This is a genomic window from uncultured Cyclobacterium sp. (assembly GCF_963977555.1).
In the GTDB taxonomy this organism is placed as follows: Bacteria; Bacteroidota; Bacteroidia; order Cytophagales; family Cyclobacteriaceae; genus Cyclobacterium.
Genome location: NZ_CAXBPD010000011.1, coordinates 93,678 through 109,577, shown reverse-complemented (window position 1 = coordinate 109,577; position 15,900 = coordinate 93,678). Strand labels below are relative to the sequence as shown.

The window sequence follows — 15,900 nt, the reverse complement described above, 5'->3', positions numbered from 1 at the left end:
GTCTAATTTTTAATGACCATTTAGATATTGATTGTTTTTACAAAAAGTATATTAAAGCGTATTAAAGAATTTGGAAAAATTATATTTCCAGGAATAGTTGTTGCTTTACTAATTAGCTACCAGGTTTTCGAAACAAAAGGTGAAATATTCACCATTTTTGCCCCAGTCACAATTACAGGCCAGACCGATCAGCAAGTTCATTATAAGGGAGACCTGGTACTCTCTTTGGATATGCTAACCATAGATTATTCAGGAGATAAATCCAACCTTAATCTGGAAATCTTGGCAGGTGAAGGTTATACTTTTACAGGCCAAACAATTAGTACATCTATCGTTTACGATGACACCTGGGAAGCTAAAGGCCAGGAGATAACAGTCAATGTTCAGGTATCTGATGGAGTAGATGTCAGCCCAATTTTTCCAATGACAGTTCTTGTCATCCCTCCTATTTTACCACTCAATTATTTTGAAAATAGCTGTTTAGGTACTATTACTTTAACTGTGAGTGCCTACAAACCGGATCAAAGGCATGAAGAATCCTTTCCTTTTACCTTTCAATTGGTAGATGAAACAGACAATATAATATCAGAGATAACAGTAGACAACACAGCCCCCTTCCAAAGCTCTGCTTCGGTGGTCTTTGGCTTAGATAACGATCTGGATAGAGAAGCCCAATATAAAATTATTGCTGTCGATAATATTGGAAGAGAATATTTCAGAAATGCAGGGCCACTAGGTCAAGCTTATTCTCTGGATTTTGAATTAAATTTTGCAGGATACCTTTGCCCAGATGACGATACAGGAGTAGTAGAATTTATTATCTTCAATGCAGCACTCCCTGTAAGCAATTTTGTAATCATTGACAGTAATGGAAATGAAACACCTACAAATTTTCATGTGGTTTCCGATGATGACGGCTTCGCCGTAATTCAGGTACAGAACTTAGAAGTGGGTGCCTATACCCTAGAAATCGAAGACAGATTTCAATGCAATGGAAGGGAAAGTTTCGAAATAATAATACCAGAACCAATAGAAATAACAGAGACGGTTGAACACCTCGCATGCTATGGAGACATGGACGGAGAAATTAGCCTATTCATAAGCGGGGGTTGGTCCCAACCATTTGCCGGAAATCCTCGAGAAAACTGGATTAAATATGGGGTTACCTGGTTTGATGAAGGTGGAGAAGAGGTAGAAGGTGATATCAATACATTTGTCTCAGAGGGAGGAGAAATCATAGGGATGGAAAGCAAACTCGAAAACTTGCCAGCCGGAGCATATTATGCTAAAATAACAGATAGAGGTAGGTTGTTTGATATTGCAGGGGCAGATCCTCTTGTTTGTGAATTAACTACTTCTTGGATAACGGTGGAAGGACCAGATGCTCTCCTTCTTTCTGAAACCATACAAGACATTACATGTAATGGTGCCGACGATGGATCAATAGCGATCAATCCATCTGGAGGAGTACCAGGATATACCATTGCTTGGTACACAGGAAATTTTGACAATTTAAGTACTCCCAATTCCAATGACTTGGATGTATTGCCACCAAGTTCTGAGGATGATGTATTTACACGTCAGCAATTAAAGCCTGGGGACTACGCTGTATTACTTACAGATGAGAATGGCTGTATTGTGGCAGAAAATTTTACCATTTCTGAACCAACCCCATTAACGCTAACTGAACGAAGTGATTTGAGAGAAGATGTCAGGTGCTTTGGCGAAGAAACAGGGACCATTGCCATTGAGCTGCATGAAAATACTCCTACCCCATTTTCAATTGAAGTTTTTCTCGACGGTGATTTAGTCGAAGTGCTAGGACCAATTAATACCATTCCTTCAGGGCCTTTGCTTTTTACAGAATTGGAGGGTGGTACATACGATTTTAGGATTGAAGACAAAAACGGCTGTAATTATCTTTTGGAAGGAATATTAGTAGATGAGCCGCCTACGGGACTACTTATAGAGGACATTGTTGTCTCCGATTTCAATGGCTTTCAAATATCCTGTTCAGGAATTGCGGATGGAAGTATTTCCTTGGACATTTCAGGGGGCCTTGGCGCTTTGGACTATTTCTGGACAGGACCGAATGGCTTCGAATCCACCAGCAAGGACATAAATAATCTTGAACCAGGGGAATACCAATTCATAGTAACGGATGAAAACATTTGTACAGCGAGTATTGCTAGTATTGTTTTAGAGGAACCGGATCCTTTATTATTAAATGAAAATATTCCTGAAAGCAACGGTTTTCAGATAAGCTGTTTTGGTGCTTCTGATGCGAGCATTGACCTCAATCCATCAGGTGGCACAGGCAATTATACTTATTCATGGTCAGGTCCTGACAGCTTCAGTGCTTTTGAAAGCAGTATCCAAAACCTTTCGGCCGGAACCTACTCGCTTGAGCTTACTGATGAAAATGGGTGTCTTATCGAACGGACCTATGAGATCACCGAACCAAATGAACTAATCGTCTCTGAAGACCTCCCTTCTAAGGTTCCAGTAGCTTGTTTTGGTGAGAGCAATGGGGCTTTTACAATCAACATTGACCAATCCTCTTTGCCTCCATATGCCATTACTTTGGAGCCTATGGATGAATCAACCACTATTCTGAGCATATCCAATTTTACAGGAGAATCTTATTCTTTTGTAAACCTTCCTGGAAACCTTTACAAAGTAACCGTCGAAGATGCCAATGGTTGTGTTACCATTTTGGATAACATATTGGTGGATCAACCCGCCTCCGGGCTTCAATTGACAGCTCTTCAGTTGTCTGATTTTAATGACTATGAAATTTCCTGTGCGGGAGAAAGTGATGGATCCATTTCATTTAATATAACTGGAAACCAAGGTGTCTTATCATACAATTGGACTGGTCCAAATGGATTTATTTCTGAAGAAGCAAACCTGGTAGGGTTAGAAGCAGGAATATATGAGCTTGTAGTAGCTGATGAATCTGGATGTACATTAAGCCGGCAATTTGTCATTGAGGAACCTGATCCTTTAACCCTGATCGATGAAGTATCCGATTATAATGGATTTGGGGTACAATGCAATGGCGGGAATGAAGGATACATCTACCTGGATATTTCCGGAGGTTCAGGGGGCACTACCATAGAATGGACAGGTCCTGATGGTTTTGTTTCTCAAAGTGAAAATTTGGACAATCTATTCCCAGGAACTTACAATGTTGTCATCACCGACCTAAACGGTTGCCAAATAAACAAAACCTATACCCTTACGGAGCCTCAGGGGTTAGAAATAGCAGAATTGGCAGGTGAAAAGGTGAATGTCTTTTGCTTTGGCCAGGCAACTGGGGTTTTGGCTGCAGTCATCAACAGAACTTCTGCTGGGCCTTATATCTATACCTTGATGAATGAAGGGGGTGATGTGGTAAGTACCTCTCCTCCCACTTCTGAAACGACCTGGAATTTCACAGGCTTAATTGCTGGGAGGTATTCATTTACTGTTAGTGATGTTAATGATTGCTTACAGGAAATTGAAAACCTGGAAATCACACAGCCAGCTTCAGGTTTACAGATTGAAGAGGTAAGCGTTTCTAATTTCACTGGCTTCAATAGCTCTTGTTTTGGTGCCGATAACGCATGGATAAAAGTCACCACTTCCGGAGGATCTGGAAACTATCACTATGAATGGTCAGGCCCTGATAATTTCATTGGCAATAAACCCTCTATTGAAAATTTAAAGCCTGGTGACTACCAACTCACCATTACCGACCAAAACGGATGTGAAGTCACCACAGATGTAATCAATATTATTGAACCTGATCCATTGCTCGCTAATTCAATAGTAAGCTCGAATAATGGTTATGAAATCAGTTGCAATGGTGCTGATGATGGTAGCATTGAATTGAACCCTTCTGGTGGCACAGGGAATTACACATTGTCCTGGACAGGGCCCAATGGCTTCACTTCTGATGCATTGACAGTGAGCAATCTTGCACCAGGTAATTATGAAGTAACTATAATAGATGAAAACAATTGCGAAGTTATAGAAGAGTTTTCCATTGAAGAACCAGAACCTTTAACCTTGAGGCTTGTTGAGAAAGTAGCTGTGCTGTGTTATGGCGAAGCAACAGGTAGTATTTCAATTTCTGTTGAAGGGGGCATTCTGGATTCTTATTCTTACAATTGGACTAGAGATGGTTTACCTATAGCGCTCAACACAGCCAATATCAATGGCCTTTTGTCAGGCCTTTACAGTGTGGTTGTCACAGATGCGAATGGCTGTCAAATTGAGCGTTCAAATATTGAAGTTTCACAACCAGTTGCTCCACTAGAAGTGACTATGAAAAATACGGAGGTTTCTTGTTACAATGCCAATGATGCTGATCTTTCTATAGACATACAAGGCGGTGTAGCACCCTACAATATAAGTTGGAACATAGGCTCAACTCAAAGTTCCTTTATTGGAATTGGTCCTGGATTTTATCAGGTTACAGTGACAGATGCCAATGGTTGCTCAGTGATTAAAGAAACAACCATTGCTGAAGTACCGGTATTCGAAATAGCCCCTGTTGTCAACCCCATTTCCTGTTTTGGTGCTATGGATGGCAGCATCCTACTAAATCTTAACGGAGGCGCTGCCCCAGTGAAGGCCACATGGGCACATGGACCAGAGCAGTCTTCCTTGTATAATTTAGCTCCGGGTATTTACTCCGTCTACTTAGAAGATGCCAAAGGTTGCACCATCGAGAGGACTTTCAACCTATTGGAACCTGAATTACTGATTGCTTCAGGACAGGTGGAAGATGCTTTGGTTTGCCAAGACGGCAATAGTGGTGCGATTAACCTTACCGTTTCTGGAGGAAGGCCACCCTATAACTATAATTGGAGTACTGGAGAAACAAGTCCCTCTATTTTCAACCTGACCAACGGTACTTATTCTGTAGAAGTTTCCGATCAATCTGGCTGCTATGTAAGACAAACTTTTGAGGTTAAAAGGCCTGATCCAATTGTCATAAATGTTGCCACCACCACCTCTACACAATGTGAACCAAGGGAGATTCTTGAAACCATTGATTTAAATATCGATGGCGGTGTAGCCCCTTACTCCATCGATTGGAGCAGCGGAGAAGTCTCTAATAATGGCTACCGCATGGAAACCAATACACCTGGTAATTACCAGGTGACCGTTACGGATGGTTTTGGTTGCGTTCAGACCAAAAGCTTTGTGGTCGAAAACAATATAGTGTTGGCAGAAGGAGACTATCTATCCGCTTCCTACCCGACATATGGTGAAAACCTGGTAAATTTTGAGGTGCAATTTATTAATAAAAGTAGCGGAAATATAAGCTTCTATTATTGGGATTTTGGAGATGGAAACAACTCCTTGGAAGAAAACCCAACCTTTAGCTACCAAGTTCCTGGCACCTATACAGTTACTTTGATGGTCACTGACACATGGGGTTGTGAAACTTACGATACTTTCGAGATTGTAATCACTGATTATTTCCTTAAAACACCAAATGTATTTACGCCTAATAATGATGGTATCAACGATACCTATTTCCCCAAGTTTGTACATGTAGAAAGCCTTGCATTCACCATTATGGACAAATGGGGTGAGATTTTATTTCATTCTGAAGACCTTAACGATACAGGATGGGATGGCAGCTATCGTGGGCAGAAGGCAAGTCCGGGCAACTACATTTACAAATTGAATTATACCACAACAGACGGAAGAAATTTTAGTGAAACCGGTGCATTTATGCTTTTGGAATGAGAGAGATGAAAATTATTTTGCTGTACATTACTTTTATGTTATCCGGTCCATTAGGCTTAATGGCACAGGATTTTCAGTTTACACAATTCTATGCGGCACCGCTTAACCTAAGCCCCGCCTTTGCCGGTGCTATGGAAGTCACCAGAGTTGGCATCAACTATAGAAAGCAATGGCCTGGGCTAGGCTATGATTTTAATGCTTATGGGCTGTATTTTGACAGCTATATAGATGAGACCAAAGTAGGGTTTGGCTTTTCTGCTTCTCAATTTTCAGAATCCTTATTGAACATTAGGTCAACGGATATAGCAGGATTTCTGTCCTATAAACTTATGCTGAACAACCAAAGTTTCCTTCGCTTTGGGGGCCAGTTGGGACTTGTAAATAGAAGTATTACCCTACAGGAAATGGTGTTTGGAGATCAAATAGACTTGCTAAACCGGACTGTTAATCCAGGCAGCATGGATCTTTTACCGGGAGAAGACAGCAAATGGTATCCAGACATTGCTTTTGGAGCGCTGCTACAAGTGCCTGACTTTTGGCTTGGGGTTAGCAGTAGCCACCTCTCCCGTCCCAATATTGGCTTTCTGGATGATGGCATAGGAAATAACCTGCCCATAAAATGGGGGGTCCATGGAGGATATGTTAAAAACCTCGACCGAAGGATGTTTAAAACTGGTAATATCCGTAAGGTGTTTTCAGTTTCCTTCAATTATAAAAGACAGGGAACCTTCCAACAAATAGAAGTCATCCCTCAAATTCAAGTAGAGAATTTCATTGGAGGACTTGGCTTCAGAAACGTTACCAGATTCAATGAATTGCCAGACCAGAACTCCATCAATGCTGTTTTGGGTTTTAGTCTATTGAGTGGCATTACCATGGCCTACAGTTATGATTATATGCTCAATAGATTTAGCAACCCTGCACACGTTTCTCATGAGGTATCGATCTACTTCACAGACCTTCGAAAGAAGAAGTTTATGCAAACCATTCTGCCATGCCCACCAAGTAACGCCACTTGGAGGTATTGAAGACTGCTTTCATTAAGATTGAGAAAAATTAATTTAAACAAAAGACAGTTATTTTTTAAATGAAAAAATCCAATTTTGGCTAAAGCCGGAATCCGGTCATTTTAATTTTAAATCGACTAAAACCCATTCCTATTGAGGTTTTGACTTAAGGTTAATTGATTAAAACATTGAAATTTGGTAAAGAATTTTATTTATAAATAGCCTCCTGCTTAGCTGGAAGCCTCATAAAAGATTTACCCATCGAGGGTTTTAACCAAATCATCAATCCGTTAATTTCTCCTAACGGAAATAGGCTAATAATTTCTAACTATTTCTTTAAATAAACAATTGGTCAAATCCCATTAAAAATTTTCCCAGTATTTAGAACTAAGCAAGACCTTGCAAAGGGAAGATAAGTATTAGATACACAATACTGTAAACTAGCCAGATAGATTAATTTCTATTTATTTATAACTTCTAAATTAGAAGAGCGAAATAGCTATGGCTTGGGTTTACCCAAAACATCAGGTCAATTCATGAATTTAACATTACCGAATAAAATTCTTTGTTTCCTTAATTTCCATTTGATAAAATACAGCAATTTTCGTTTATTAGCCATAGAATTAACCTTAAATAAACCCTTATATGACTTTCAAAGGAAGAGAATTGCTTGGCTATTGTACCATTTTTGGGCTAATGGCCCTGGTTGGCATTTCAGCAGCCTTTGCGCAAAACAATAGCTTGAGCCAAGCAGAAAGGGTTGATTTGAACAATAAAGTAGCTGCTTCATTGAGAAAAGGAGTGGCCTTTTTTCAGACCATTAACACCCAAGGCGGTTATGTTTATTTTGTAACCCCCGATTTATCGTTGAAATGGGGAGAAGTGCCCTTAGACGATCAAACTATCGAAGTTCAGCCTCCAGGAACTCCCGCAGTAGGTCAATCCTTTTTACGTGCCTATCGGGCAACGGGTGATAAAAAAGCGCTGGAATTTGCCAAAGAAGCGGCCTATGCTTTGATTCGCGGTCAAAACATAAATGGTGGTTGGGACCACACAATCAACTTTCAGAAACTAGACAATGACAAAGTAAGTTTCGATGACAATCAAACCCAATCTGCCGTCAGTTTCTTAATGGCCTTGGATCAAGAACTTGAAGACAGTCTTATCAATGCTGCCACCCAAAGGGCATTGAAAATGATGATGCACACGCAACTAAGCAATGGTGGCTGGCCCCATAAGTATCCCGAACAAGGAAACTACCATGATTACGCAACTTTTAACGATGGAGGAATTAATGATTGTATCCGTGTCATGATGGAAGCTTATCAATATTACCCCAATGATGAAGCCATTGAAAAAAGCTTACGTAAGGCGGCCAGATTCATGAATATTTCCCAACTTCCTCCCCCACAACCAGGTTGGGCACAACAATACAACGAGTTTCTACAACCTGCCTGGGCCCGTACCTTTGAACCAGCAGCAGTTTGTCCTTCCGTAACGCTTAACAATATCAATACCCTGATTGATTTATACCTGGTATTTGGTAACGCAACAATACTGGAACCAATACCAGATGCTTTGAGGTGGCTTCGAGAGATAAGAATGGAAAATGGAAAGTGGGCACGGTTTGTAGAACTGGGAACAAATAAGCCACTTTATTATGATCGCCCTAGAATTCGCGTAGACAATATTGAAGACCTACATCCTGAACGACGAACAGGATATGGTTACCAATCTAATTTGCAATCCCTACTTAAAAAGAGTACGCTACGATATGAAAAGGCATTAAAAGTGGGAAATGAAGAATTGTGGAAAGCAGAGAATCTATTGGTATCAAAAGAAGAAATTTCAATGCGTTTAAATGAAATTACTTCTAAGGTAAAAAAAATAATCAAGGAGCAGGAAAAATCTGGCGCATGGGTCACAAAAAATGATAAATTCAAGAAAACAATGCCTAGAGGAGAACGTTGGAATGGCCAATATTTAACAATGGATCGAATAAGCAGCGCCGTTTTCAATGAAAATATTGCCACACTTTCTGAGTACATCTCCTTGGGCAAGCAGCTCGATAAATTCTAATAAACTGAATTCAACCCATTATCATGAAAAAATCGTCATTGGTAGGCTTAAGGAAGGTTTTTAGTGGAGAAAGCCGTGGAAATTCCCAGCAAGGCTGCACTGCCACACCCTTTCCCAACTCAGAAACCACATCAAAAGGGTTCGCTGTGCCGAAATAGCCGTTTTTTAGGACAATTCTAAATCGAACTCAGATTAATAATAAGACCTTAGAACTAAGGGGTAATAAAATAATTGCTTATCCAAAGCACTTAGGCCAAAATTTATGAAATTTTACATTCTGATAAGCTCAATCCTATTGCCGGTAAGACAACCTATTAATAATTCAGGCCCTTTTATAAACAGTAAAAATCCCTTAGTTTAGTATTGCAATCACAGTGATACTTTTCCTAGTAAAAGGAATACTATTACTTACCAATAAATTAGAAAACAATAAAAAATATTTGCATCAAATGACTAAAAAAACACTAGGTATAGGGATGGTAGGTGCACGATATGGTGCGCGCATGCATCATGCAAATTACATGAGTTTAACTCCCGTTCTGGTCGAAATTAGAGCTGTCTGTTCCTTGACCCAAAAAAGTGCTGAAGCTTATGCCAATGACATTGGCGTTTCCTTTGTGACGACCAATCTGGACGAACTGCTAGCACGGGAGGACATTGATGTCATTGATATCTGCACTCCTCCAGCATCACATCATGAGATTGCAATTAAAGCAGCTAAGGCAGGCAAACACATTATAATGGAGAAACCGCTTACGGGATATTTTGGAGCGCCTGGAGATCCTGAGCCTATTGGTCTCCACGTAGCGCGATCAAAAATGAGAGAGGGGGCAAGAAAAAATGCGGAGGCAGTAAGAGAGGCTGTTAGAGCCAACAAGGTGCTGTTTTGCTATGCGGAAAATTGGGTTTACGCCCCTCCTATTGTAAAAATGCGCAATCTGATTGCCGCATCTAAGGGATCTGTGCTTGAATTAAGGGCAGAGGAAAATCATTCCGGTTCTAATTCCGTGTTTTCCAAAGAGTGGAAATACATGGGCGGAGGAGCTTTGCTAAGAATGGGAGCACACGCTGTAGGTGCTTGTCTTTACTTAAAACAATGGGAAGGACAACAACGTAGAGGGAAAAGTATTCTTCCAGTTGCTGTAATGGCTGATACTGCCGACCTCATTCATACCGATGCCTCCGAAAACGCACGGAAAGCCAATGCCCATCAATGGATTAGCTCTGACCCTGTTGATGTAGAGGACTGGGCCAATGTTGTGATTAGATTTGATGATGGATCCAGGGCAACGGTCATTGTAAGTGATGTAGGACTTGGAGGACTTAATACAAAGGTAACCGCCTATATGACGGATGGTGTGATCAAAGCCAATATGACTTCCAATGACGTTATTGAAACCTATGCCGTAGATCCGAGAACATTTGAGAGCGAAAACTTCACAGAGAAATTAGAGACCAAAGCAGGCTGGAACCGTCCAAGTTGTGATGAAGACTGGTTTAGGGGATTCTCTCTAGAGATAGAGGATTTTGTTCATTCCATTCATGAAAACAAAGCGCCCCGTTCAGGTATTGATTTGGCAGTCGATGTGGTGAACGTTATTTATGCAGCCTACCAATCAGCAGAAGAAGGCAGGGTTATTCAATTGCATTGATAAAAGTTTAGGATTAAAAAAATAAAACTGTTTAGTAGCATTGCATGGTATTACCATTTGCCCATTATGATTAATGGCAAGTCTTATGAAAAAGCATTTTAAAAAAAAGCGCAGTAAATCTGATCAAGATGATTCAGATTTACTGCGCTCAAAATGTGACTAAAGGATTACTTAACAGTCAAACTTCATTAAAAAATAAAGCTTCTTTTAATCGAGGGCTTTATGCTGTTTCCAAACTCTTCTTGGTTTTTCTATAGACATACTTTGGATAAATATTTCGTTTGGCAAAACGATTTAGTTTATCGCTATTAATCATCTTTTGATAGACTTGCTTTGTCACACCAAAGTATTCGTAAGTAGATCCATCATGAAAGGTGATTTCCAATAATAAACCTTTGTGTTTATAATCAGCAATACCAGCTACATTAATCGTTTCAGTGTAGTTTTCTAGATTACTGGCAATGGTCTCAGGCGCTATGCTCACCAAAAAATGGTAACCATCAATGACCCTACGACTTTGTATTTCTGCTTCAGCTTGTAAGGCATCGCCTTCTAAAAATTTATCAGGATGCCACTCTTTCACTAAATCGCGGTATTTCTTTTTCAAGGTCGTCAATTCGATTTCCTTTTCAACCCCAAAGAGTTTTTTGTATTCATTTATGCGCTTCATCGGACTTTTTATTTTCGGCCACAAAAGTACGGCTTAATTTTCCTTTAATTACTATCAGATCAAAACTTTATTAGAACCATTGAAATTTTAATAATAGCTATAAAACTACAAGGATTTAAATTCTTTATGAGATTGACAGGTAAATCAGCATGAATTTCTAGTAGTAAATAACAAGAGGAAGGTAAAAAAGTATTATTTTCAATCCATTGTTTTTAAAATATTAAAAAAAATTGATCAAATATGATGTAATTACGATCAATGGTGAAAAAATTATGAGTGTGAAAAAGATTATAATTTGAATTTTAAATCGGTTTATCAAATATTCTTGTCAGCGTTTCTCATTAAGTTTCAATTTAAAGACGAAAAAGAAAGTTTATAAACCTATTTTTTAAACGTGCTCAAAGCTTAAAAAATTGATAGTTTTAATAAGGAATTAATAAACATCAAACCTTATTCTCATAAAATTCATTTTTCAAAAACAATAATCTATTTTCGAAAAAGAACTTGGGGAAATGGAATTTAAGTTGTTCGAATCTTAAAATCACTTTATTATAAAAAGTTTCAATTATTACTCAAACAATTTTTTCTTATTATGAAGAAAGAACAATTATCGAATGTTTTTCTGGATCAAAGTAAAGAGCTGTATTGGATGGTTAACCAGGACTTCAATTTAATTTTTGCCAATAAGGCTTATATCGGTCTGTTGAAAGAAATCAGCGGTGTTGAGGTTAAATTGAATAGTTCTATATTTATCGAAGGATTTAGTGAGGATTATTACTCAAAATGGAAAGCCTACTACATTAGGGCGCTAAAAGGAGAATATTTGGAAATAGAAGAGCATTTTTTCAATCCAAAGACGGCTGAAACGCAATATGGTCAAACTACTTTCGAACCTATAAGGGGAGACGATAATCAAATTTTTGCAGTTGCCTGCCAATCAAAAAACATTACTCGTTTAGTGAAGCGAAAATCTGAAGCCAACCAATTGATAGATGCCTCCTTAGATGTTTTTTGTACAATTAATGAGAAGGGAGATTTTGTGTATGTTAGTGCTGCTGCCACAAAATTGTGGGGATATTTACCAGAAGAATTAATAGGTAAAGCCTACCATGATTTAATTATAGAAGAAGATGTAACAAAAAGTACCATAGAAGCAGCTGCTATTTTATCTGGTCAAGACACAAAATCTTTCGTCAATCGATACAAGAAAAAAAATGGTGGTGTTGCTTACAATCATTGGTCTATCAGGTGGGATGCCAATACAAAGCTCATGTATTGTGTTACTAGAGATGCAAAAGAGAAAATTGAGCAGGAAGAAAAACTTGAACTAAGCCAAAAAAGGTATGAGTCTCTATTTAAAAACAGCTTGGATTGTGTCATTATCATCTCTCCTGAAGGCAAGACAAGCTATGTATCAGGATCAATTATTAATATTCTAGGTTATTCTCCCTCTGAAGCAATGAATATAGACTTCAAAGAATTAATACACCCTGAAGATTTAGAGGATTCAGAAAAAGCTTTGGAACGCTGCATAAACCACCCAGGAATTTCTATGAAGGGCCACACTGCTAGGGTAAAACATAAAAATGGTTCGTGGAGATGGGTTGAACCAGTCATCACCAATTTGCTTCATGATCCTTCCGTAAAGGGTATTGTAGATAATTTCAGAGACATCACCAGTCAAAAAGAGGAAGAAGAAAAACTAAAACTGCTTGAAAGTGTCGTCACCCATACGAATGATGCCATTTTAATTACAGAAGCACAAGCACAAGATGATTCAGGACCTAGAATTATTTATGCCAATGAGGCTTTTACTAAGATGACGGGTTATGAAGTAGCAGAAGTAATTGGAAAAACAACCGGATTCCTGCATGGAGCTAATACCAGCAAAGAAGATATAGAAAAATTAAGAAATGCGTTAAAAAATTGGGAATCCTGTGAAATAACTACCATTAACTACAAAAAAAATGGAGAAGAATTCTGGATAGACTTTACCGTCACTCCTGTTGCAAATGAAAAAGGACTTTTTACCCACTGGATTACCATTCAGCGGGACGTGACTGAGCAAAAAACCAAAGAGCTGGAAAATGAGCTTATTAGTAAGATAGGTGATATTTTCAATCAATCAATTGACAGTGACTTAAAAACATGCCTGGACATGTTGTGCAAACTAATTGCTAAGTTTGGTGATTTTACCTTCGTAGAAGTGTGGCTCCCTGCTATTGGTTCAAAAACAATTAATCTTGTAACAAATTATGTAGAAAGCAAGGCCGGAGGTGCCTTTTATCTTGCAGCCAAGAACTTAGATGCCTTCGTTTTAGGTGAAGCGATATCTGGCTATGTTTGGGAAAACAGTATAACAGAAATATGGGAAGAAGGAGATAAAGAATGGCGTTTCTTCAAAAGAAAAGCGGCTGCAAAAAAAGCAGGAATAAAAGCCATGATGGGAGTACCTTTAAAACATAGAGAAGAGGTTGTTGGGGTACTATTGATGGGAACAGAAAAATACAAATCTAACCTGACCCTACTTTTAAAAGTATTTGAAAAATTAGAGTCAACTATAGGATCTGAACTAAACCGAAAAAAAATAGCAGTCGAATTGGCTCAGATTTTTGATTTTAGTCCCGATGTTATTTGTGTGGCTGATTTTGATGGCTATATAAAACGCATCAACCCTGCTGGCCTAAAATTGCTGGGATATACATTGGAAGAAATGTATTCCCGGCCGCTTAAATCCTTTGTACATGAGGAAGATCAGCTATTAACAATTGAAAAACAAAGGGAATTGTACAGTTCAGGAAATCCCCAAAATTTTGAAAACCGATATGTTACAAAGCAGGGTAAACTAGTATGGTTGAGCTGGACAGCTACCTCAGCCCCAGAGCATGGAGTAGTGTACGCTGTTGCCAAAGACATTACAGAAGAAAAGAAACTGAGAGAATTAAACCTTCAAGTCGGTAGACTTGCCAAAATTGGCAGTTGGGAAGTGGATGTAATAAATCAAACTGTCTTCTGGTCAGAGGAGGTTCACCAGTTGTACGGAACAGACCCCAATACATTTGTGCCAAATGTGGAATCCGCCATCAATTTTTACAGAGACGATTTTCGTCAAATGGCACAGTCATATTTTGAGAAGTGTATTTCTACGAGAGAACCCTATGACATCGAAGCGATTATTGTAACTGCTAGAAATAAAGAAATTTGGGTTCGAACCACTGCAAAAGCTGAATTTGTCGATGATGTCTGTACAAGAGTTTATGGCAGTTTTCAGAATATTGATGAAAGAAAAAAAGTAGAAGAAGAAAGAAATAGTTTATTGATTACTATAGAAAACAGCCTAAATGAAATTTATATATTTGATGAAGAAACATTTAAATTCACTTATGTCAATAAAGGAGCACTTCTTAACTTGGGCTATTCCAGTAGCGAAATAAAAACTTTAACACCACTAGATCTCAAGCCCTCCTATACGGCACCTACATTTAAACTACTAGTTTCTCCTTTAGTGAACAAAGAAAAAGAAAAAATTGAATTTTTCACCTACCACAAACGGAAAAATGGATCCCTATATCCCGTGGAAGTACATTTACAATTGGTGTCAGATGGCAACACCAATAGATATTTGGCAATAATATTAGATGTTACAGCGCATAAAAAATCAGAAGAAGACAATAGGTTCAAAGCTAAATTATTAAGTACTATCGGCCAGGCAGCTATAGCAACCAACCTAGATGGAGTTGTTAAATATTGGAACAAAGCCGCTGAAAGTATTTATGGATGGACCCTAGAAGAAGCAATAGGCAATAATATTATGCACCTAACTACTCCCCAAACTAATGAAGCCCAAGCCCATCAGATAATGGATAAGCTAAGGAACGGACAAAGGTGGTCTGGAAAATTTAAAGTGCGAAATAAGGAGGGAGTTATTTTTACTGCAAAAATTACAAATGATCCAATTTTTGATGAAAATAATAATTTATCTGGAATCATTGGTATTTCATCAGACATTACGAATGAAGTCAAAAACGAGGAGTTGATAAAACAATATACACATGAACTTGAACGCTCAAACGAGGAGCTTGAACAATTTGCTTTTATTGCTTCTCATGATCTACAGGAACCCTTGAGAATGATTGCGAGCTTCATGGATTTGTTAAAGCGAAAATATGGAGGTCAATTGGATGAAAAGGGAAACCAATACATCCATTATGCTACAGATGGTGCCAAGAGAATGAAACAAATTATTCTTGACCTTTTACAGTACTCGAGAGCAAAAAGGCTAACTGAAGGAAAAGAAAAAGTTAATTTAAATGAATTACTTTTAGAATTTCAAAAACTTAGAAGAAAACTTATTTCAGAAAAATCTGCCAAAATCATTAACAATAACCTCCCAACCCTAGTTACGCATAAGGCGGCAATAGTACAAATAATCCATTGCCTAATAGACAATGCCCTTATTTATTCCAGAAAAAACACCCCTCCTATAATTGAGATTGGTGCTGAAGAAAATGAAAAAGAATGGCGATTTTCTATCAAAGACAATGGGGTAGGAATCGATTCTCAATTCTATGACAAAATATTTATCATCTTTCAAAGACTCCAAAACAAAGAAAAAGATTCGGGCACAGGAATAGGACTTTCTATTGCTAAAAGACACGTAGAACTTTTAGGAGGGCGAATTTGGTTAGAGTCTGTTCCTGAGGAAGGAACAATATTTTATTTTACAATTTTAAAAACCATTTGA

The 15,900-nt window shown here is 38.4% G+C and carries 6 protein-coding genes; 5 read left to right on the top strand and 1 reads right to left on the bottom strand.

Going from position 1 to position 15,900, the window contains the following annotated elements; all coding sequences use genetic code 11:
- Window positions 1–27 precede the first annotated feature (27 nt).
- From AAC073_RS14915 to AAC073_RS14900, 4 genes are all read left to right on the top strand, one after another.
- Window positions 28–5,748: a PKD domain-containing protein gene (locus AAC073_RS14915; RefSeq protein ID WP_339924584.1), complete on the top strand. Its 5,721-nt coding sequence runs from the start codon at window positions 28–30 to the stop codon at window positions 5,746–5,748.
- Complete coding sequence (locus AAC073_RS14910) at window positions 5,745–6,776, top strand: PorP/SprF family type IX secretion system membrane protein (protein ID WP_339924583.1); 1,032 nt, start codon at window positions 5,745–5,747, stop codon at window positions 6,774–6,776. Before AAC073_RS14915 ends, AAC073_RS14910 begins: the two co-directional genes overlap by 4 nt.
- 624 nt (window positions 6,777–7,400) lie before the next feature.
- Window positions 7,401–8,834 (top strand): pectate lyase, encoded by a 1,434-nt coding sequence (locus tag AAC073_RS14905; RefSeq protein WP_339924582.1) that lies wholly within the window; start codon window positions 7,401–7,403, stop codon window positions 8,832–8,834.
- Window positions 8,835–9,283: 449 nt separating this feature from the next.
- Entirely contained in the window at window positions 9,284–10,486 is a 1,203-nt protein-coding gene (locus AAC073_RS14900) for a Gfo/Idh/MocA family oxidoreductase (RefSeq protein WP_339924581.1), read from the top strand.
- A 220-nt stretch (window positions 10,487–10,706) separates the two neighbouring features.
- Here the strand turns inward: AAC073_RS14900 and AAC073_RS14895 are convergent, their stop codons facing one another.
- Entirely contained in the window at window positions 10,707–11,156 is a 450-nt protein-coding gene (locus AAC073_RS14895; RefSeq protein WP_339924580.1) for a KTSC domain-containing protein, read from the bottom strand.
- 592 nt (window positions 11,157–11,748) lie between these two features.
- Between AAC073_RS14895 and AAC073_RS14890 the strand changes: the two genes are divergently transcribed.
- A complete protein-coding gene (locus tag AAC073_RS14890) occupies window positions 11,749–15,900 on the top strand; it encodes a PAS domain S-box protein (protein WP_339924579.1) in 4,152 nt (1,383 codons plus the stop codon).